This is a genomic window from Aminobacter sp. MSH1 (assembly GCF_003071665.1).
GTDB classification, from domain to species: Bacteria; Pseudomonadota; Alphaproteobacteria; order Rhizobiales; family Rhizobiaceae; genus Aminobacter; species Aminobacter niigataensis.
This window is the reverse complement of record NZ_CP026265.1, coordinates 4,979,577-5,000,004: the sequence shown is the minus strand read 5'-3', so window position 1 is coordinate 5,000,004 and position 20,428 is coordinate 4,979,577. Positions and strand designations below refer to the sequence as shown.

General features: G+C 60.1%; 23 protein-coding genes, 1 tRNA gene and 1 pseudogene. 16 read left to right on the top strand and 9 right to left on the bottom strand.

All coding sequences use genetic code 11. The features are described 5' to 3' along the window. Window position 1 precedes the first annotated feature (1 nt). From CO731_RS24735 to CO731_RS24705, 7 genes are all read left to right on the top strand, one after another. The gene (locus tag CO731_RS24735) at window positions 2–2,215 is read left to right on the top strand and encodes a phage tail tape measure protein (protein WP_108609271.1); all 2,214 of its coding nucleotides are present in this window, start codon (window positions 2–4) and stop codon (window positions 2,213–2,215) included. After that, complete coding sequence (locus CO731_RS24730; protein ID WP_108609270.1) at window positions 2,212–2,577, top strand: hypothetical protein; 366 nt, start codon at window positions 2,212–2,214, stop codon at window positions 2,575–2,577. Before CO731_RS24735 ends, CO731_RS24730 begins: the two co-directional genes overlap by 4 nt. Continuing rightward, window positions 2,577–3,092 carry a DUF1833 family protein gene (locus CO731_RS24725; protein WP_108609269.1) on the top strand — a complete coding sequence of 172 codons (516 nt, stop codon included), beginning with the start codon at window positions 2,577–2,579 and terminating at the stop codon, window positions 3,090–3,092. The genes CO731_RS24730 and CO731_RS24725 overlap by 1 nt, the downstream gene beginning before the upstream one ends. Beyond that, a complete protein-coding gene (locus CO731_RS24720) occupies window positions 3,089–3,499 on the top strand; it encodes an NlpC/P60 family protein (RefSeq protein WP_108609268.1) in 411 nt (136 codons plus the stop codon). The genes CO731_RS24725 and CO731_RS24720 overlap by 4 nt, the downstream gene beginning before the upstream one ends. Further along, window positions 3,469–6,756 (top strand): hypothetical protein, encoded by a 3,288-nt coding sequence (locus CO731_RS24715; RefSeq protein ID WP_108609267.1) that lies wholly within the window; start codon window positions 3,469–3,471, stop codon window positions 6,754–6,756. Before CO731_RS24720 ends, CO731_RS24715 begins: the two co-directional genes overlap by 31 nt. Window positions 6,757–6,870: 114 nt before the next feature. Next, window positions 6,871–7,947 (top strand): hypothetical protein, encoded by a 1,077-nt coding sequence (locus tag CO731_RS28880; RefSeq protein WP_159091715.1) that lies wholly within the window; start codon window positions 6,871–6,873, stop codon window positions 7,945–7,947. Window position 7,948: 1 nt separating this feature from the next. Further along, complete coding sequence (locus CO731_RS24705; RefSeq protein ID WP_108609266.1) at window positions 7,949–8,404, top strand: hypothetical protein; 456 nt, start codon at window positions 7,949–7,951, stop codon at window positions 8,402–8,404. Window positions 8,405–8,824: 420 nt separating this feature from the next. On the opposite strand, the gene CO731_RS24700 is transcribed toward CO731_RS24705, so the two are convergent. Beyond that, the gene (locus CO731_RS24700; protein ID WP_108609265.1) at window positions 8,825–9,061 is read right to left on the bottom strand and encodes a hypothetical protein; all 237 of its coding nucleotides are present in this window, start codon (window positions 9,059–9,061) and stop codon (window positions 8,825–8,827) included. 104 nt (window positions 9,062–9,165) lie between these two features. Then, entirely contained in the window at window positions 9,166–9,804 is a 639-nt protein-coding gene (locus tag CO731_RS24695; RefSeq protein ID WP_159091714.1) for a hypothetical protein, read from the bottom strand. Window positions 9,805–9,997: 193 nt separating this feature from the next. On the opposite strand from CO731_RS24695, the gene CO731_RS24690 reads away from it, so the two are divergent. The 7 genes from CO731_RS24690 to CO731_RS24670 all read left to right on the top strand — a co-directional run bounded on the left by CO731_RS24690 (window position 9,998) and on the right by CO731_RS24670 (window position 12,522). Continuing rightward, entirely contained in the window at window positions 9,998–10,687 is a 690-nt protein-coding gene (locus CO731_RS24690; RefSeq protein ID WP_199914514.1) for a hypothetical protein, read from the top strand. 2 nt (window positions 10,688–10,689) lie between these two features. Next, on the top strand, window positions 10,690–10,863 hold the full coding sequence (locus tag CO731_RS29120; protein ID WP_199914513.1) for a hypothetical protein: 174 nt from the start codon (window positions 10,690–10,692) through the stop codon (window positions 10,861–10,863). Window position 10,864: 1 nt separating this feature from the next. Further along, the gene (locus CO731_RS24685; protein WP_108609263.1) at window positions 10,865–11,104 is read left to right on the top strand and encodes a hypothetical protein; all 240 of its coding nucleotides are present in this window, start codon (window positions 10,865–10,867) and stop codon (window positions 11,102–11,104) included. Beyond that, entirely contained in the window at window positions 11,101–11,319 is a 219-nt protein-coding gene (locus CO731_RS24680; protein ID WP_108609262.1) for a hypothetical protein, read from the top strand. Before CO731_RS24685 ends, CO731_RS24680 begins: the two co-directional genes overlap by 4 nt. A gap of 88 nt (window positions 11,320–11,407) precedes the next feature. Continuing rightward, window positions 11,408–11,707, top strand: coding sequence for a hypothetical protein (locus CO731_RS24675; protein WP_245439519.1), 300 nt, complete (start codon window positions 11,408–11,410; stop codon window positions 11,705–11,707). A gap of 153 nt (window positions 11,708–11,860) precedes the next feature. Continuing rightward, entirely contained in the window at window positions 11,861–12,118 is a 258-nt protein-coding gene (locus tag CO731_RS28875; RefSeq protein ID WP_108609260.1) for a hypothetical protein, read from the top strand. An 89-nt stretch (window positions 12,119–12,207) separates the two neighbouring features. Continuing rightward, window positions 12,208–12,522 (top strand): hypothetical protein, encoded by a 315-nt coding sequence (locus CO731_RS24670; protein ID WP_108609259.1) that lies wholly within the window; start codon window positions 12,208–12,210, stop codon window positions 12,520–12,522. A gap of 476 nt (window positions 12,523–12,998) precedes the next feature. Here the strand turns inward: CO731_RS24670 and CO731_RS24665 are convergent, their stop codons facing one another. From CO731_RS24665 to CO731_RS24650, 4 genes and pseudogenes are all read right to left on the bottom strand, one after another. Beyond that, complete coding sequence (locus tag CO731_RS24665; protein WP_108609258.1) at window positions 12,999–13,763, bottom strand: GGDEF domain-containing protein; 765 nt, start codon at window positions 13,761–13,763, stop codon at window positions 12,999–13,001. A 428-nt stretch (window positions 13,764–14,191) separates the two neighbouring features. Beyond that, a pseudogene (locus CO731_RS24660) lies at window positions 14,192–14,314 on the bottom strand (MucR family transcriptional regulator); the annotation flags it as partial. A gap of 267 nt (window positions 14,315–14,581) precedes the next feature. After that, window positions 14,582–15,214: an outer membrane protein gene (locus CO731_RS24655; RefSeq protein ID WP_159091713.1), complete on the bottom strand. Its 633-nt coding sequence runs from the start codon at window positions 15,212–15,214 to the stop codon at window positions 14,582–14,584. A 363-nt stretch (window positions 15,215–15,577) separates the two neighbouring features. Further along, window positions 15,578–16,396 carry a tyrosine-type recombinase/integrase gene (locus CO731_RS24650; protein ID WP_159091712.1) on the bottom strand — a complete coding sequence of 273 codons (819 nt, stop codon included), beginning with the start codon at window positions 16,394–16,396 and terminating at the stop codon, window positions 15,578–15,580. Window positions 16,397–16,440: 44 nt separating this feature from the next. On the opposite strand from CO731_RS24650, the gene CO731_RS24645 reads away from it, so the two are divergent. Beyond that, a complete protein-coding gene (locus CO731_RS24645) occupies window positions 16,441–17,163 on the top strand; it encodes a hypothetical protein (protein ID WP_108679478.1) in 723 nt (240 codons plus the stop codon). 40 nt (window positions 17,164–17,203) lie between these two features. On the opposite strand, the gene CO731_RS24640 is transcribed toward CO731_RS24645, so the two are convergent. After that, entirely contained in the window at window positions 17,204–17,770 is a 567-nt protein-coding gene (locus CO731_RS24640) for a site-specific integrase (protein ID WP_108609254.1), read from the bottom strand. A gap of 110 nt (window positions 17,771–17,880) precedes the next feature. Then, window positions 17,881–18,942 (bottom strand): porin, encoded by a 1,062-nt coding sequence (locus CO731_RS24635; protein ID WP_108679477.1) that lies wholly within the window; start codon window positions 18,940–18,942, stop codon window positions 17,881–17,883. Window positions 18,943–19,411: 469 nt separating this feature from the next. Between CO731_RS24635 and CO731_RS24630 the strand changes: the two genes are divergently transcribed. Then, complete coding sequence (locus CO731_RS24630; protein WP_108610038.1) at window positions 19,412–19,822, top strand: hypothetical protein; 411 nt, start codon at window positions 19,412–19,414, stop codon at window positions 19,820–19,822. A gap of 393 nt (window positions 19,823–20,215) precedes the next feature. Here CO731_RS24630 and CO731_RS24625 read toward each other — a convergent pair. After that, a tRNA-Phe gene (locus CO731_RS24625) sits at window positions 20,216–20,291 on the bottom strand. Window positions 20,292–20,428 lie beyond the last annotated feature (137 nt).

Genomic DNA, 20,428 nt, shown 5'->3' with positions numbered 1-20,428 from the left:
CATGGCAGGTAGTGCAGTCATCGGCAGCCTTCGCGTCGTGCTTGGCATCGACACGGCGATGTTCGACAAGGGCCTTGCCGACGCGATGAAGAGCCTGAAGGGCATCGGCAAGTCGATGCAGTCGGCGGGCAAGACCATGTCTGCCGCACTCACGGCGCCCATCCTCGGCTTCGGGGCGCTGACGTTGAAGACGGCCGGCGCCTTCGAGGCGTCGATGAACCGCGTTGCTGCTGCCACCGGGGCGACGGGCGCGGAGTTCCAGGCGCTGGAAACGCTGGCGCGCGACCTTGGCCGAAGCACGTCAAAGTCGGCATCGGAATCTGCCGACATGCTGGAAATGCTGGCCAAGAACGGGTTGAGCGCGGAGCAGATTCTCGGCGGCGCGGCCGAGGCTGCGATCAAGCTTTCCGAGGCGACGGGTGGCGAGCTATCGCGATCCGCCGACGTCGCCACCAACGTCATGGCGCAGTTCGGGCTTGAGGCAAAGGATCTGGCGAAGGTCGTCGACCAGATCACGGCGGTGACCCTCGACTCTCAATTCGGCTTCGACGACTACGCTCTTGCGCTCGGCCAGGCAGGCGGTGTGGCAGGTGCTCTTGGCGTCGAGCTGACCGAATTCAATGCTGTCATTGCTGCAACGTCCGATGTGTTCAACTCAGGCTCCGACGCTGGAACGTCTTTCAAGTCATTCCTGACCCGGCTCGTGCCCGCTTCGGATGCGGCGGCGGCCACCATGGAAGAACTCGGCCTCAAATTCTTCGAGGCTGACGGGTCGATGAAGTCCATGTCGGCCATTGCAGGCGAGCTCCAGACCAAGATGGCGGGCCTGTCCGACGAAAACATGAACGCCGCGCTGAAGGATATCTTCGGCGTCGACGCGATGCGCACCGCGGTTGCGCTGATGAACCAGGGGGCGTCGGGTATCGACGCTGCAACCGCGAGCATCAACCGCAAGGGCATCGCCGATCAACAGGCCGCGGCACGCATGGCAGGCCTCAACGGCGAAATGGAAAAGCTAGCAGGTGCGTTCGAAGATCTGCAGATCGCGTTCGCCGACAGCGGGCTTCTGGCGCTGGTGACCGAGTTCGTGACCAAGCTTGCCGAGTGGGTGCAGTCGCTGGCGGAAGCCAACCCCGAACTGCTGAAATGGGGCACGATCATCGCCGGTGTCGCCGCCGCCCTCGGCCCGCTGGTCCTTGCTCTCGGCGTCGTTGCCACGGGCATTGCCGCCATCGGCGCGCCTGTCGCGCTGGTGATCGCCGGCCTTGCAGGGCTGACGGCGGCCGTCATCGCCTTCTGGCCCGAGATCCAGAATCTCGCCTCTATCGTCACGGCCTTCGTCGCGGGCGCCTGGGCGCAGTTCGTGGCGGCATGGGACGGCATGGTCGCCAAGGTCCATGCGGTCAAGGACAGCATCGTCCAGTTCGTTACCGAGATTCCGGCCATCTTCGCCAACCTGGCATCCCAGATGATGGAGATCGGCGCCCAGATCATGGACGGCCTGTGGCAGGGCATCAAAGGCAAGTTCGCGCAGGTCAAGGACGGCATCGCTGGTTTTGCCAGCGGGCTCGTCGACAGCGTCAAGAGCACGCTCGGCATCCATTCGCCATCGCGCGTGATGTACGAGGTCGGCACCAACGTCATGCAGGGTCTGTCCGACGGCATGACCAGCATGCAAGGCGGCATCTCCAATATCGCCGGAAGCATCGGTTCCACCATCTCCAGCGCCTTCCAGGGCGTCATCGACGGCACCAAGAGCGTCAAGGAGGCTATTTCGGACGTCATGAAGTCGCTCACCAGCATGATGCTTGATGCGAGTTTCAAGATGTTGATTGGCGCCATCTTCGGCGGGGGAGGCGGAGGTCTCGACCCATGGGCAGGTTTGCGGCTTCCGGGCTTTGCGCGGGGCGGCTCGATCCTGCCGGGAGGGGCAGGCGGCATCGACAGCCAAGTGGTCGCCTTCCGAAAGTCACCGAATGAACGCGTCGACATCACCAAGCCTGGCCAGAGGTTGTCGAGTGGCGGGGCAGACGTGAAGATCGAGATCATCAACAACACGCCCGCCCAGGTCCGGCAAGAGAGGGAGCGCGGCGGTGACGGGACGGAAATCCGCCGGTTCATCCTCGATACAGTGAAGCAAGGGATGGCCACAGGCGATCTCGACCAGCCCAACAAGGCGCGCTTCGGCGCCTCACCGATGAAGGTGCTGCGATGAGCGATCCAACCTGGCCTGTCGAGCTGCCACCTGCAGCCCGTATCGGAATTTCTGGCGGCCCCCAGTCCAACGCGGTGTCATTTCAGCCTGAGGTAGGTCCGAGCATCGACCGGCTGCGTGCGTCGACGGTTGTCCGCAAGTATCAGGTCGAACTGCCTCCGATGGAGAGCGCGGCCTATGACGTGTTCATGGCGTTTTTCACCGACACGCTGGCAAGCGGCATCTTGCCGTTCCAATGGTACGACCCGTTCACGCGTAGCGTTCGGCGGTTCAAGTTCGTCCACAACGCCCCCGTCTATTCCGAGCAGGCACTTCGAAGCGGGCTTTACGTGATCAGCTTTGAGATCATGAGGCTCGATTGATGGAGCGCTCGGTCCCGCCTAGTGTTCGGCGTGAGCTGGACCGTCAGGAATCACCAGAGATCCATCTCGTGTTCCTGACGCTTCGGCATAAGATGCTGCCGGAGCCCATTCGCGTCGTGTCCGATCCGGCGGACTTCCTGCTCGGGGGTAATCTCTACCAAGGCTTTGAGTTCGAAATCACCCTACTCTCTGACGCCGAAGAAGCACCAAAAGCACGCCTCACCGTGCAGAACGTCGACCGCTGCATCGGGGATGCGGTGTTCAACGCGACCGAGCCGGCGCGGCTCGACATCGAGGTCATCGCGGGATCGCAGTTCGACCTATCGGTGACACCTCGGGTTCCGCTTGGCCCATCGGTGGAGCGCATCTACGTGGCAAGGCATCTCTACCTGACCGATGTGGAAGGCGACGTGCTGCAGCTCTCAGGCACCATCAGGTCGTGGGACTACACGCAAGAAAGCTGGCCGGCACTTAGGGCAACCCAGAACAGGTTTCCAGGGCTCTACTGGTCGTGACCTGGCTCAATCGCTACGTCGGCATTCCGTTCGTCAGTCGCGGGCGGACGAAAGCGGGGCTCGACTGCTGGGGGCTGGTGCGGCTCATCTATGCGCAGGAACTCGGCATCGAGTTGCCGTCCTATGGCGAGATCGCCGCGCACGACCTCATCAGCGTCAGCCGGGAGGTCACGTCGGGCAAGGACGGCGAGGCGTGGGGCGAGGTCGACAGGCACTATCTGCGCCCATTCGACGTCGTCGTCATGCGCTACCACGGCTCTCGCCGCATCGGCCATGTCGGAACGGTGGCCGATGCCACAACCATGATCCATGTCGAAGAAGCGAGCGCGGCCGTCGTCGTGCCACTCGCCCACTTCACCATCCGCGAGAGAATTGCATGCTTCAGGCGTCACCGCTTCCTGGCGTGATCCAGGCTGTCTGGCGCGAGCCATTCGCGCTCGGCAGCCCGCGCGTCGAATACTGGCCGGGCGGTATGACCGTCGCCGAGATGGCGGCGCGCATGCCTGACATTCCTACCGAGTTCTGGGAGCATGGCCGAATTCTCGTCAACGGGCAGGACGTGCCGCGCGAGATGTGGGCGTTCGTTCGCCCGAAGCCGTCGACAGCCGAGCAGCATGCCGATGTCACGCTGCACCTGCCCCTGCAAGGTGGCGGCGGTCAGGGTCGCAAGAGCATCTTCGGGCTCATCGCCGCCATTGCGCTGACCTTCGTCACCGGCGGTATAGCCCAGTTCGGCATTCCGCTGCTTGGCATCGCCGGTGGCACTGTCGGTGCGCAGTTGCTCGCGGCATCGGTCGGCATCGTTGGAGCGCTGGTCGTCGGCGCGCTCTCGTCGCCACCCGTCCGGTCAGCTGCGAACAAGGACCAGTCCGACACGCGCGAAGTGGAACCGGCGTCGGTATCCGGCAACCTGCTTGAGCCGAATGCCGCCATCCCGCGCGTGATCGGCACGCGGCGCGTGTTCCCGCCCTTCGCCTTCGAGCCAATCGTCGAGCTGATCGGCCAGGACGAATATGTCGAGGCCGTTCACTGCCTTGCCGGGCCGCATCTATTGCAGGACATCCGCCTCGGCGACACGACCTGGGACCCTGCGGCAACCGATACCGACCTGACCATCGAGACGCGCGCCGGCCTGCCGGGAGAAAAGAAGCTCAAGCTGACGCGGCGCCAGGGCAGGACCTTCGACCTCGGTACGGAAATGTCGGTGCATGGCACAGATGCCGAGGACCAGTCCAAGTTCGCGCTGCCCTATCCGGTATGGCACGGCATGGCGACGGCAGAGGCGCCCGACGAGGCATGGCTGCACATCATGGTCGCCGGCTTGACGCGGCAACAGGACCCGGCCCAGAAGCTGCGCATCCCCTTCCGTATCAGGATGCGGCGGCGTGGCAGTGCCGCCTGGCGTTGTCTGCCCGAGATCCACTATATGGACGCCAGCCAGGCGCAGCGGCGCGTGCAGGTCAAGTTCCTGTTCGGCGAGGCGTTCGAGGGCGTCTTGCCCAACCCGAGCCAGGACCGCGGCTTCGTCGAGGCCCGCAAGCTGGTCCCCGGCCAGAACGTGCTGCCTGTTGGCGCCGATTTCGCCTGCGATCCCTATTTCTCGGCCGGTGCCGGTAACGACATCTACCGCTATGCCACCAACGAGACGACGAATGTCCGCAACATCCTGCTTGCGCCCGACATGGTGACGGTGTGCCTGGCGGCGGCGGACTGGCCGGCCGGGGTGTACGAGATCGAGGTGATGCGCGGCGCCACCTTCCGCAATGACCTCTTCACGTCCAACACCTATGTCTACAGCGGCAGCATTCTGGACTTCTACAGCTCAACGACATCGAACAACCTGCCGCTAACGCGCGAAGGCCTGCTTGACCGGGTGCAGCTCAGGCGGATCGTTTCGATCCGTGCCCAGTACCCCATCGCCCAGAAGAACCTTGCGCTGATCGCGTTGAAGGCGCGCAACCGCGCAATCGGTCGGCTGTCGGTCAAGGCCTCCGGCTATGTCCGCGACCTCGATCAATATGATCTTCCCGCGGTCGCGCCTACGGAGTTCGAACCGCTTTCGTTCACTGCCATGGGCGGCGGGACGGTTGCCGGCGATGTCTCTTTTGAGGCCGACATCTTGTTTCCGACTTCGCCGCCTGCCGGCGCCGTCATTTGGGATGCCGGTAGAAACGCTGCCAACGGTTCGTCAATCTTCACATGGTCGGCAGGGACGCTATTGCAGTTTAGGGCCGGCGACGGCTCGGGTGCGGTTGGTGCCAGCAATGCCAATACCTGCGTTCTTAACGTCCCGACATCGTCGCTGCCGTTCGATGGCAGGCGGCATCGCGTTGCATGGGACGTGCGGATCAACCCAGGCAGAATTCGGCTATGGGTGGACAATGTTCTGATCGGTGAAGCTTCCACGACGGGCGGCGGCTCAATTGCCGCCTGGGCGGCAACCGATCTGAACATGGGTTATCTCACTGCCGATGGATCAACCGTTGCAGGTGTCACCGCCGGCACGCGCACCGATTGGTCGGGTGCTTCGCTATCCAGTGAATTGCGCATGTTTGCCGGGCAGTTGTTCACCACCAACAGGTCGACATGGGGTGCATTGGTCGTCACTTCCAATCCGGCGCCTCACTACCTCGACATGCTGACCGGGCCGCTGAACTTCGACCCGATGCCGGAGGATCTGGTCGACTTCGACGGACTGAAAGCCTGGCGGCAGGCCTGCATCGACAACGCTTATAGCTGCGACCTGGTCGCTGAAGGCGAGGGGCTGGCCGATGTGCTCCGCTTGGTCGCTTCTTGCGGCTATGCGCGGCCCTACCAGTCCGAGCTATGGGGCGTGATCCGCGACTATGACCGCAGCGCAGAGGCTCCGGTGCAGGTATTTTCGCCGCGCAACATGGCCGGCTTCAGTTGGAAGAAGGCCTTTCCTCGCGTGCCGGCCGGGCTGCGCGTCAATTACCGCAACGAAGACCTCGACTATGCGGCCAAGCAGATCGTCGTCTACCGCTCGGGTGCAGAGGGGACCGACGCCCGCACCGAGCAGGTGACCTATGACGGCTTCGTCGACGAGGCGAAGATCATCAGCCGCGCCCAGTTCGACCTGGCGCAGGCCGAGCACCGCGCGACGTTCTACTCGTTCACGGCTCCCGTCGAGGCAATCGTCTGCCGCCGCGGTTCGCTGGTGGCAGTCAGCCACGACATCCTGAGCCGGCACTACGGGTTCGGGCGCATCAAGTCGGTGCTGACCAGCGGCGGAAACGTGACGGGCATCGTGCTTGACGGCGCCATCGAGGTGAAGAACGCACCCGACCTGTTGGCCACTGCCGACGTGCTGGCCGTGCCCGACATGCTCGAAGTGGGGCTGAAGACAGGGATCGCAATCCGGCGCGCCGATGGCAGCACGACGGTTCATGCCCTTTCCAATGCTGCGGGAGAAACCGACACGCTGACGTTCGCAACGCCGGTCCCCGATGAGACGACAGCAGGCGGACCGTTCGACGGTGGCCCGCTGATCCCTGAGATTTCCGAGGGCTGTCTCGTTGTCGCCGGCACGCTCGGGCGCGAGTTCAAGCGCCTCATCGTCACCGAAATCGCCAACGGCAAGGACCTCACGGCCAACCTGACCCTGGTCGACGAGGCACCGCAATTGTGGGGCGTGGCGGCGTAACCGCGCTCCCTAGCAGGTAGGAAAAAGATGGCCACCAGAAAACTTCCCACATCGCTCTCGACGCCGCCGGTTGCCGGTCCAGACTACATGGACGCTGTGGCGTCGAAGGTCGGCATGCTGTTCGACGCGGCATCGCTCAAGCCGACGGCAGTGTCCAATTCGGGCAACGACTACACGATCACCGTCGACCCGGTGCTCGATGCCGACGTCGTGGCCAGCATGAGTTTCTACATCGGCCCCAACGCCAGCAACACCGGCCCTTGCCGCCTGCGCGTGACCAACAGCAATCCCTATTACGATCTGGTCAAGGCCACGGGGGAAGCACTGGGGCCGGGGGATTTCGCGACAGGCACCGCCTATCTGGTCGTCTTCATGGGTGGCGAGTTCCGCATCCTCTCCGTCGCCAACAGCGAGTCCGGGGATGGTGCGAGTACGTACTTTCAGGAGTTCCTTGTCTCCGGCACCTGGGCCAAGCCGGCCAATCTAGATCCGAACGCCATTCTTATGGTTGAAGTTTGGGGCGGCGGTGGCGGCGGAGCAAACGGTTCTAACAGCCGGGGCGGCGGCGGTGGTGGTGCGTATAACTTTGATTTCCTCAAGGCATCCGACCTAACATCTTCAGTTTCCGTTACGGTCGGCGCGGGTGGTGCGGCGGGTGGAAACATAGGTGTTGCGGGCGGAAACAGTTCGTTTGGTTCATATGTTACCGCATTTGGCGGCGGTGCCGGCAATAGCACTTTGACAGGTTCAGGCGGCGGCGGTGGCGGCGGCGCTACATCTGCCGGCGCAAACGCCACCACATCTGCGGGCGGGAATGGTGGTGACGGTGCAATTACAACTGACAACTTAATTGCCGCGCCCGGTTTAGGTAGTGGAACGAACGGTTCCGGCAGATACGGCGGTGGCGGAGGCGGTGGTGCTGCTGGCGGCGGCAAAGGTGGCGATGCTATTTGGGGCGGAGGCGGTGGTGGTGCCAATGGTGTTGCATCTTCAGCAGCCTCGGTGGGCGGTAGTAGCGTTTACGGCGGCGGCGGCGGCACTGGTGGCACAAGTGGAAGCACGGCGGGCGGTGTAAGTCTTTATGGCGGCAATGGTGGCGCGCGTGGTGCTGCCGGTTCCGTTCCGGGCGGAGGCGGCGGCGCTTCCGGCACAGGCGCGGCGGGCAAAGTTATTGTAAGGGTGGTTGGCTAAGATGAGCGAAGCGAAGAATTTCGCGGTGGTCGACGCCGCCACTCTTGTCGTCGACAACGTCATCCTGGCGAAAGATGGTTTTGCCATCGACGGCAAGATGTTGGTCGCATCCGATACAGCCGGGATCGGCGATCTCTACGATGAAGCGACCGGGCAATTCACACGGCCCGAGGTGCCGGAGCCTGCACCAACTGTCGACGACTACAAGAATGCCATCGTCGCCATGCTTGATGCGATGGCTCAGCAGCGGCGCTACGACAACGCTGTTTCGATCTCGACCTACGTCAACAGCACGAACCCGCAATGGGCAGCCGAAGCGGCAGCCTATGTCGCCTGGCGTGATGCGGTGTGGGTCTATGCCTATGCCGAACTCATGAGGGTGGAGACTGGTCAGCGGCCACAGCCATCAGTCATCGACTTCCTGGCAGAACTGCCGTCGATGGTCTGGTCCGCCTAGCGCGGCGGGTTGGGCTGTAGCTCGAATGGTCAATTTGACCTTTGCCAGCTGTGCGACTTCAATTGATCCATTACCGATGCATGGCGTTCTGATCCCACACTCATCCCCCACGCCGCATCGAGTTAAGACCGTTCCCTCTCGGGGCGGTCTTTTTTCTAGGTAGCGGTAAGGAAGGTGGCCGGCGCAAAGCTCCTTGGCGGGTACTTCAACGCCGACCTTGGCAGAGTGCATTAGGTGAACTGCCACAACGGCAATCGCATATGCGCGGCGGTCTGTCACTCTTCCAGACAGGGTGAGATAAAGCGCAGGTGCCCGAGGGGGACTAGGGGGCGCCCTAAAGGAGCGCCAAGCGTTCGCGTCGACCGCCCCACCTGCGCGAACGACATTGCATCAAAAAGTTTGTGACCTCAATCGTAGTAGTCAGGCCGACTTCTGCTTGCCGCGAATTACCGACAATGCAATCAGGCCTGCCCCGATCAGGGTTGCACCCCAAGCGATTAGTGTCGGCATCATCGGACTGCCGAAGCATCCATAGAGCCCGATGTAGTCCATCTGGTAGCAATGTCTGGCGGGGTTTTCGTTCTCAAAGCTGTAGGTCCGCGTGAACATTCCGTTGAAGAACAAAAACACGCCAGCGATCAGTATCACCCACTTCATCTAGCCCTCCATCCCGTTGATGCGGCCAGATTGAACGACTTCATCATCAAAGGAAATCCCATGGACCTGACGCACACTAGCGCGCGGCTGATCGCGCTTGTTCCTTATGCTGTATTCGGCTTGATAATGTTGACGGCCATCGCAAACGTCTTCGTTGTGTGGTCTCTCCATCGCATTTCGAGGCGCAATCGAGGTGCCCGTTCTTCTGCGAAGCGAGATGGTTTGCAGTGAGCATAGACGTTGGCGATTGCCAATTCACCTGGGGAGTGCTGGCTCTGATACCCCGCGCGTCCCATACTGGTGGTGGCGGCGACGGTTCGCTTGGTTTGAGCGGTCGGCAACGGGCTCATTAGCGTACGCTCGTTGAAGTCGTTGGGTGCTGAGCCATGCGCCGCTTCGTAGTTCAGCAGCCCGATGCTTTGAGGATTTTCGATTGCGACAGTGAGTAGATCTATCGAAATCGGTGCTCGGTTGCGCATCTCCAAGACTACCAGACTCCAGTCTGGCTCATCTTCGACGGCCTGGATAGTGGCCGCGACAACAGGCAACTCCGGCTGAGACGCGTGGGCAGATAGTCGAAGTTGTCGGTGCGAGACCAGCGCGGCCCAAACCGCTGCCCCGGCGGCAACTATAGCGGCGCCGAGCGTTCCAATAGCTAACCAATCCATGACTTCCCCCGTCCCATGTCGATGAAAGCATCGCGGCTGGCGGAAGTCGAATCTTTCATCGAAAGGCACCGACATGGACAGAACCGTTCCCCCCGGAGCGGCGCTGAATGCTGCCTGCTACGAAACCACAAGCCACATGATCATCGACACCGCCGCGATGACGACTACCCAGTAATACCAGTCCTGCCAGGTCATAGGTGAGAGCGGTCGCATAGCGAACCGCGCCTCCCGCGCGTGCGCCATTTTACTCCCAATCTGAGGAAATCCCATGGACCGTAGCAAGTTCTACGCGACCTTGCGCGCGCGCTCGTCTGGCGCGTTCGGAACGTCGCTCACACAGGGCCAGGTCGACGGCACCGAGCGCATTCTCGACGAGGCGCAGCGCCGCGGCACACCGCTTCGGCACCTCGCTTATATCCTGTCGACGGCCTACCACGAGACGGCGCACACCATGCAGCCCGTCCGCGAAATGGGCGGCGAAAAGTACCTTCGCTCGAAGCGCTACTATCCCTGGGTGGGCGAGGGGCTGGTGCAAGTCACCTGGGAAGAAAACCACCGCAAGTTCGGTGCGACCGCACCGGGCCAGATGATGACCTGGCCGATTGCCCTGCGCGCCATCTTCGACGGCATGACTAAGGGCATGTTCACCGGCAAGAAGCTGGACGACTACATCCACGGTGACAAGGTCGACTATGTCGGGGCCCGGCGCATCGTGAACGGCACCGATCGCGCCGCGGATCTGGCCGGCTACGCCAAGACCTTCGAAACCGCGCTCCGCGCTGCCGGCTACATCGGGCAGGCGCCCAAGACGCTGACTATTCCCGAGCCGAAGCCAGCCAGGCCAGCGTCGGCCGAGAAACCCATCACCGCCCCCGCCGAACCCGCCAAGGGCTTGGCCTACTTCCTGCAACTCATCGGCAAGGCGATTGCCGCGCTCTTCTCGAAGAAAGGACACTGACCATGCGCAAGTATTCGAAATTCTTCGTCGCGGCGTTCGGCATCGGAGCGTTGATCGGGCTGCGGCACTTCGAGATCGACATTACGGGTCTCGATGCTGTTGTCCGCGACCTGATCGTCGGCGCGCTTGTTGCCGGTGGCGTCTATCAGGTTCCCAACCAGTCGGCGGACGAGTGACATGACAGCGCTGCTTCTGTCGTTCCTCTCCAACCCGACGCTGCTGGCGATCATGGGCGGCGTGATTGCGGCTCTGGTCGCCTTCCTGAAGGGCAACAGCCGCGGAGCCAATAAGGAGCGGGCCAAGCACGCCGCCGAGGAAGCCAAGGCCCGCGACATCCGCGACGAGGTTCAGAACGACGTCGGCGCCATGCCGGCCGATCAGGTGCGCGCCGAGCTTGCCAAGAGGGCCGCGAAATGAAGCGCCGGCTCGCCGACATCATCACCCGCATCCTGCTGCTGATCGTCGTCCTGACAGGCTTGGCGGCCTGTACGACGGCCAGGGGCAGCTTCTGTGAGATCGCGCCGGATCTCCGATATTCGCAACAGGTGTACGACGCCATGTCAGATGCTGAGGCAGCTCGGCATCTGACCTATCTCAAGACCGGCGAAAGGCTCTGCGGGTGGAAGCGATGACGGCGACGGTTCTCATCATACCAATCAACGATGTCCTGCTGATCGGCTTCGGCCTGTTCATGGGCTGGCTGACTGCAAGGGCGGTGAAATGAGCGAACGGACAACCGAGATGGACGGCGATCTGCGTTCTCGTGTGGTGTCATTGGAGCATCAAGGCGCGTCACGCGACCAGCGGTTGACCGCGCTCGAAGCTTGGCAGCGTCAGAGCGATATCGCCGACGCCCGCAAGGACGAGCAGTTCAAGCACATGGACATGCGGTTCTCGACGCTCGACGCCAAGATCGATGGTGTAAGCGGCACCCTCAACTGGATCGCCAAGCTGGTCATCAGCGGCATCATCCTAGCCATCGTCGCCTTCATGATGGGCGGAGGCTTCAAACTCCCCTGATGCCCCATGGCTAGAAATCGCAAACTCAAGGTTCTATATGGCAATCGAAACCGATCTTGGATCGAGGGACATGAACCATTTGGCAAGGATAATGTTTAATGTTTATCCTTGCCACGACGGGACTGCCGTCATGTTAAAAAGAGTACCGATTTCATGACTGTCTTCGCCATCATCGCACCAGAAGAGAACGAGGCGCTGACCAGGAAGGTCGAGGAGCATTTTCCAAGCCATCTCGAGTTCTCACCGGGGCAATTTGTGGCGTCTTCGACTACCGGACTAACTGCTGGGCAAGCGGCAGAACTCTTGGGGGCGGAGGGGCAACTCGGCAGGTTTGTCGTCTTTACAGTTGCAGGACATTGGGGTTACCACAGGAAAGACTTGTGGGAATGGCTCAGGGCGAATCCGAGTTGAAGCAAATAGGGACTGATCGCACATCCTCGCAGCCCACGGATCCCGGGACGGGCCAACCGCCACGTGACCAGCGAAATTCTGATATTGCCTTGGTTGAAATTGCCAAGCTGCAAAACGACGCCCAGTATGTCCGACGCGATGTCGACGAGATGCGCAAAGATATGCGCGCGGTTGGTACAGACGTCCGCGACGTTCGGGAACGCCTCGCCAAGCTGGAAACGAAGGTTGATCACCTCCCCGGGAAGGGCTTCATTGTCGTGGTCGTGAGTACGGCTCTGGTGCTGGTCGCTGGCATGCTTACCGTGGCACCCAAAGTTCAGGCCATACTTGCTGCTCCGGTGGCAGTTGCGGGGCAGCCGCCTGCCTTGCCCGCTAGTTCGCAGCCAATTCAGCCAGGTCAGTAAACCATCCTGCGTGCCCAATTATTATTCATAGCCCCGCTGCCGAAAGGTGGCGGGGCTTTTTTGCATTTACCGGGAACTGAGGCCGGACCTGTCGGGTTATGAGCATGCCCGTTGCGAGGGCGGGTTACGTGGTCTTACCCTTTCAGCCACGTTTGAGGTGAAAGCCTGCCGTTTCACAACCGGCAGGCTTTCACATATCTGGGGGAACCATCTGCCCGCTGTTGAATTGTGATGCCGGAGCGCCAGGCAACGACCCGAACCGTCAGGCGCTCTCGCATGGGGCCTGCCGTGAACCCTCCCGGCAGGCCTTTGTATGATTATCGCGTCTGCCTTGTCGTCGTCTTGCCCCGCACCCGGGTTTTCCCGTTACCAGCTTTAAAATTGTCTATGACCGTGGCAACATTCACCCCGCGCCGCACTGTATCCATTTTGAAACCGGTTCTTAGGTTCCGCGCGACTAAGCTCGAGAGAACCTCTCAACCCGTCTCACTAGTCTTTCGCTCTGCCATCTCGGCCAGGGCGTCTTCGACAACGACCGTGTTTCGCCCGCGGCCCTTGGCGTCGTAGAGACAGCGGTCGGCTTGTCGCATCAGCTGCGATGTCAGGTGGTGTCCCCGTGTGAGCGCGACGCCGATGCTGATCGTCAGGGGATAGTGTTTGCCATCGTCCGGTTGAAAGACGAGCCTTTCGACCTCAATGCGGATCCGTTCCGCAATCTGGACCGCATCATCGCGGCTGGCAGCCGGCAGGAAGACGCAAAATTCTTCTCCGCCGATGCGTCCGACAATATCGAGTTCCCTTGTGGTGCGGTCAATCGCGCCGGCAATGAGCTTCAGCGCTTCGTCACCGACAAGATGGCCATATGTATCGTTGATCTTCTTGAAATGGTCGGCGTCAATAAGAGCAAGCGCCCCGGTGTCGGTCCACCGCCTGGCCATCTTGAACTGTTCGAAGAAGGCCTCGCGGTTGAGAAAGCCGGTCATCTGATCCCGGTTGGCCTTGGCTTCCAGCTTGACATGGAGTTCACGCAGCTCTGCGAGCGCCCGCTTGAGCCTGGCGGTCTGCCAGAAGACGTACAGCCCGGCTGGAAAGGCCGTCAGCACCGGCAGGATAGAATTCATCAAGAAGACGAAGAGGGTAAAGGGCTGTCCTGCCGCATAGCGCGTCGCGAAGGAAACGACCTGACTGACGGCGACGACCGCGACCGTAACTGAGCAGGCCTTCAACATGATTTTGAGCATATCGGCCCCAGCATTCAGGAGTGCTCATCCCATGCCGGTCATTAACAAGTCGTAAGATAACGCGCGCCCTGATAGTTGGATGCCGGCCCCTGAGCGGCCCATATCTCACGAGCTGGATATTATTGCTGATGAGATACGTTTTGATATAGTCGCGACGTGGAGCGCGCCCCCCAACCCCCCGCCCCGCGCTCTACCAACAACTAGCACTTTGCCTGCGAGGATAAATTGAAAACCCGCTCCTGTTGGGGAGCGGGTCCTTCTTCCCGGCGCTGTGCCGCACGCTTTTACAGAAGCAAAGAGCCTCCCTTGATGGTCGGTCATTCATATTAATCGGTGCGCTGGCGGGGCCAGCCGTGGTCGCCCGCGGCAGCCCTTTTGAACTTGCCCGTCGAGTTCTTGGTCGTCCAGCAAACGGATGATGCGGCGGATTAAGCCTTGGCCTTGCGCGGCTTCTTCGCCGGCAGCGCTGCAGCTGGCTTGCGGCCGAGTCCCAGCTTCTTCGCCAGTTCGGAGCGCTTAGCCGCGTAGGCCGAAGCGACCATAGGATAGTCTTCTTGATCGGCATGTGGGGCTTAAGCGGCTCTTCCGCTGCACGAGCAAGTGGAACCTCGGCGCTTTTCCCGAGTTCTGCATATGCGCACAACGTGGCTTTTGTCCTTTGGGCTCCGTTGATACCAAAACTGAGGCCTTGCCCTGCGGACACGCGGCGGGCCTCTTTTTTATTGTGGTATCAGTACCTCGGTCACGGTTGCGTGGCGCAGCTTTTCCTCACCGCCCGGCGCGAGGCCGGGGCTTGAGACATTCAGGCGGGCTGCCGCTCAGAACTTGTAGGCCACGCCGAGAAGCACGTCGTGGGTTTTGACGTCGTATTCGTGCGTGTGCGTGCCAGCAAATTCAAATTCGTCTTTGCCGAAATCCGAATACAGGTATTGGCCTCTGACAATCAGATTGTCTGTCACCGCCCACTCGACGCCGGCTCCGACGGAATAGCCGGTCATTGTCTTCTTGGCGATATCGTCGCCATCACCATCATGATCGGCTTCAAAACTGGCGATGGCTACACCGGCGGTGACGTAAGGCATGAAGCGGTCAATCGCATAGCCCACCCGGCCGCGGACGGACCCGCCCAATTCCTGGCTTAGAGGAAGCGTGAAATCGTCGTCCGGTTCGGCGGTTCTGAAGTTCACATCGCCCTCGACGCCCAAGACCACATTGCTGAACTGGAAGTTGTAACCCGCGTAGATAGCTCCGGAAAAGCCGCCGTCGTCACGATCGAAGTAGCCGTTTTCCAGTTCGTCGTAGTTGATCGACGCCCAGCCAACAGCCGCGCCCACATAGACGCCGGACCAGTTGTAGGCTGCCGCGCCAGGCTCAACCACCACGTTGTCTGCAGCGTTCGCTCCGGTAGAGATTGCCAGCATAGCGATGGCAGTTACGAGAATCTTTTTCATTAAAGCACCCCAATCCATAAGCCGTGCGCAATATACGAAATTTTCGGTTGAGCGAAAGTGGATGCTATCCAATAGGTTGCAATTGGCGTCTCTTCCGTGACTTTGTTGCAACATGTTAGTTTCCATGAATATAATGCTTATGCCGCGTCAAACGACGTACTTCTTGCCCTCGGCCTTGTGCTCGCAGCACGGCACTTTGGGCTTCGCCGTCGGCAAGCAGGCGCCGCACTGGTTCTGTCCTTTCTGCTGGCGACATGTTCGTAAAGGCCGCTCGACGCCCTGTGCGATGCGGTGGATTGTTCGTCGCTCATTGCCCGTAGGTTAGCACTATGCGCCTTGGCAAGGCTTCGTAAGCTGTCCTTCTCAAGGTTCTTCCACGTCCGCATTCTCAAGAACTATTTGCACACCACGAAGATCATCCGATGTCGGAAACCTCGATGACGTCCGCGGCGTCCGATAACCCATCCAACGATGGATGGTTTTTGTATCGACACCTTGTTGCACTAACCGAGCTTCGCAGCAGTAACGGAGACCGGACGGCGAAATCGGGCTGCCAATCCCGGCGTCAATCTGCGACCGTCGCCAGGCTGCCCGAAGCCCTTTCAATCTAACTGCCGAAAATGGTCCTTGAGGAAGAGACGACCGGAATGTCAGTGCCTTTGAAGCACGCTGCGTAAGCGGGATCGTTCGCCCGTAGCCGGTTGAGGACCAAAATGTCACGTGCCGGTGGGTAATGTCAGACCATCTCAGTGCAAGGGCTTCCTGCATCGTCGAACCAGTATCAGCAAGAAAGGTGATAAGCTGATGTGATTCGCGGTCACTGGCTTCCAGCGCAGCGAGAGCTCGATTAATCTGATCGTTGCTGAGTAGAGTCGGTGCTTTTGTAATTTCCGGCAGTCGGTCTACCCTGGGGCTTTCTGGTATATAGCCCGCGTCAAAAGCCCCTTTTATCAACTTGCGGAAGAAGGACAGTTTCCGGTTGATCGTGGGATCTGAATTACCGGCGTTTCGATATCGGGTGACTGTTTGGTCAATGGACAGCGCAGTCGCGACGATTCCGCAGCGCCCAGCGAGCCTGTCCAACTCGTTGATCGCAAGCTCAGCATTGTAACGGTGTGCAGCGTTGGGCCATAAACGGAACTTGAGCACGTCCAATACCGCTACCAAGTCATCGTCTAGCAATGATCGGGCCTCCCGTGATCGAGTTTCTAGCATAGGAGAGTGTGTTGAACGGTGATGCCCCCCAACGTCCCCAGAAATTCAAAAAAGAGGACATGGCAGGCCTCATAGCTGCTGAGGTCGAGCAACTGCTTGCGCGTCTGGATCCCGACCTAAAGCGTCCCGCTATCATTAGCGCGGCGAAGTTAGCAGGAGTTGCAGCAACTTCTTATGTTTTCCTATCGCTGAAAAGGCAGGCGGCGCTCACGACGGATCTCAACGATATTGCAGATAAGCTCGACAGTTTCATCGCAGAGATAGCAGGGGTGACGAGACAGGAACTTCTCGCGCAGCGGGCTGCGGACGGAGGCACTACCAAGCCGAGCAACTCACCCATGCCCATCCTAAACCCTCTTTCTGTGGTTGCCTTGCACGACTGGGTCGGGCCATCAGCAGGCCCCACATTCTTGGAGGAAAATTATGGTATTGCTCGTTCTACCCTGCACCGCTGGCAAAGGCGGAATGAAGCCATTGCGCTTCTCGCGGGCGGTAAGAGGCACGTGTTTCCTCTGGCCCAGTTTGTAGATGGCCGACCAGCAAACGGGATCGCGGATGTGAGCGAGGTGATCGGCCATTCTAGACTGACTTGGTATTGGCTAAGCAGGCCGTGTGACGAGCTTGACGGTTATTTGCCAATTGATCTTCTAAAAATGGACCGTGTGCGGGATGTTGTTCGGGCGGCGCGGACTTATGCGGAAACCGTGCGGCTGCCCGAAATCGGCCCGAAGTAGTTGGCGTTCCTCGCGCTCTGTTTTTAACCGCGACGGTAGGTCAGCGCTCTAAGACCCGTACACATGCCTCCAGGTCGGTCTCGGCATACTGCGCATAGCGCATCGTCATCGCGAGCGATCGATGACCTAGCCACTTTTGGACGGTACGCAAGTCGACGCCGCCTTTAACAAGTCGTACAGCGCACGTGTGTCTTAAGACAGTGGGAACGAGGTTCGCGTCGAAGATCCCGGTGTCATGCTTGGCGTTTTTCCAGGCCGTTCGATAGTCCTGGAGCCTTACCGAAAAAACGTAAGGTCCGTCAGCGTTCTCGCGCTGGCCAGCCATGGCACGCTCTGCCCGTTTAGTCAGTGGTATCGTCCGCTTTATCGTTGTCTTTCCCTGCTCGAACGTCACGCTTTGTTCGCCTACTGACGCCCACTTGAGCGCTGTGGCCTCGCCAATGCGGGCGCCGGTGTCTAGGAGAAAGACGGACAGACTGAAATAGAGTTCCGATTGAGTGCGGAGGGCAGCAAACAAAGCTGTTTCCTCTTTCCCGTCCAGAAACCTAACTGGCGGAAGCCCGTCCCGCTGTGCGCGAGCCTTAGACAGGTTGTGGAAATCAGCCATATATTATCCACCAAATCGGCGGAGAAGAAACTGCGCCATTTAAGCACAAACGAAAACGGCCCGCGATCCAAGGACCGCGGGCCGTCTGTCTAAGTCAGCCTTTCAGCCTATTAGAACGATGCGTCGAGACGGAGGAAGCCGTTGAACGAGCCGTCAACGAAGCTGTCGCCGTCGTCGTAGTTGAGAGCGAGCTTGGCGTTCAGGTTCTCGACGATCGTGTAGTCGATGACCGCACCAACCGTCCAGTCGTCGTTGCCGACATCAATCGTGGTGTTGCTCGGGAAATCGCCGAAGTGCGAGTCAGCGAAGTACTGGCCGCCGAAGCCGACGCTCAGCTTCTCGTTGACCTGATACTTCAGGTAACCGCCGACCGACCACTCATAGCCTTCGTAGAAGTCAGCCAGACCGAACCAGGTGGCGCCCGACTCGTAAGCTGCGAGCAGCTCGACGGTCAGAGCATCGGTCGCCTTGACGCGAGCGATACCCTTGAGGGCGAATTCCGAGAAACGATCGTCATAGCCGGCGAACAGGTCGACCGAACCCCAGCCCTGCGACACCGAAACCTTGCCGGTGATGAGCGGGATGTAGTCGAAGTTGTTGTCTTCTTCTTCCAGGCCGAGCGACACTGCGATGCCGTTGCCGGCGTCGAAGGTGTAGCGGATCTGGTTGATGAAGTCGCCGCCGCCGGCGTCGAACTCGCCACCCAGGTCGCCGTCGAACAGGGTGTCGTTACGGCCGACCATCAGGCCGCCCAGCTCGAAGAAGGCATAACGGATCTTCGAGGTCGTAGCGTCGGTGTATTCGCGGAAGCCGTCAACGTCAGCAACGCCGAATTCGCCGCCGTTGTTGGCGTATTCGAGTTCGATGAAGCGGCGGAACGTGCCGTATTCGGTTTCCGAACGGGCGTCGAGGTTCACGCGAGCCTTGGTGGTCTTGATCCAGCCGTCATCGCCGGTCGTCTCGGCCCAGCCGATCTCGTAACGAACGAGGCCGCCGACCTTGAGGCAGGTCTCGGTGCCGGGGATGTAGTAGAAGCCCGCGCCGTAAACGTCGCAGATGCGGACGTATTCCATGGGTTCCGGCTCAGCGACGACGACAGCGTCGGCCGCACGAGCGCCGGAGACTGCGAGCAGAGCCGCAGCGGAGCCGAGAAGAAGGCTCTTAATGTTCATTTTCTGACCTCCAGTCAAAAGTTTCAAAAGAGGGTCTGGGTATTTTTTGCTGAAGGACAGCGTTCCCTGCCCCATCCCCGTTTGAAAAAGATGCGCACCGCGCTCCCTCTTCGACCCCGACATTACTGATGACCGGATGCGGTTCAACAACCAACGTGCCAAACGTCCATGCCAAATCGCGCTATCCAATTACCGTGTGGCAGAAAAGCCACGATTTGAGGGGGCGCATTAGAACTCTGTTAATCCTCGGAGCGCCGAAAGCCAGAAATAGCGCTACGAACGCCCTCAGAGAGGAAGCCTCGATGCTGGATGATTCTCCTCGGACTTCTTGTCACAGGAGACCAGGGGCGACCACTCGACATCAATATCTCTCACAAAGCGGGCTTTCTGTTCCTGCGGTCAAAACAGGCTTGCCGTAGCACTGCTGCGCCATAGTTCTTCATGTTAGAAAAATCTAATGGAGGCAGTGATGAAGCACCATAGCATCGAGCAACTGCAAGCCTTGGCCGACGTCCACATGCTCCTGCCAATGACGCGCACCGAGCGTCTCGAACGCTGGGCCCGGCTACTTGAGCACCAGCCAGATCGGCGTCTGGGCACGCTTGCTGGCACCGAGTTTGCCCCGCGCGCCGAGCGTATTGCCATGCGCGTACCAAACTCGCCCCTAACGGTGGCGTTCGAGGATCCAGCCTTCCGCTCGGCTGGCCTCGCCGACGATAGCTATGGAGAGGCCAGGCGTTTCTTTGACCTGTCCGACGGGCAACTGCACGATATCGTGTGCTATTGCCATCTCGGCGATACGGTCAGGGGCGCCACTGCCGCCCGCCGTGTTCGCGCAGCAATCGGGTTGTGGACGCGCATCCGAGCCTTCTTTGCCTGAAGAGGCAGTTAGAGTTTAAGATCGGCCCCTCCCGGGCCGGTCCTTTCTGTTTGGTAGCGACGAGGACGGGCACCGATGGGAGCAATCCTGCCAGTCTTCGAGGAAGCCAGTTGAAGGCGGGTCTATGGGCGCGGCGTGTGTCTAGCATCGAGGCGTTTTATTGTTTCGAACGGATCAGTGCTAAATTGCCGCTCCATTTGGGTTTTGGCACGAATGGCTTTCGGCCCCAATTATCTCGCGCCCATGTCGCGTTCCATGTCGCGTCGACTAGCCGAGTGTGAGTGAAACCCCTTGGAAATCAAGGGAAGCCAGTTGCAACACGATGCGACATGAGACCGACGAATTTGCAGTCGTCGTTCGAGCTTAAAGTGCTGAATTTGTTGAGGAAAGATGTGGTGCCCAGACGCGGATTCGAACCACGGACACGCGGATTTTCAATCCGCTGCTCTACCAACTGAGCTATCTGGGCCTAGTTCCAGGATCGGGCAAGGAGCCTTGATCCGGATGCCTTGAGTGGTGCGCTGCACCCTTGAAAGCGGGTGGGTTATAGCACGAGATTTGCCTCTGTCCAGCGCCTGGGATGTCTTTTTCTGCAAAGAAATCACA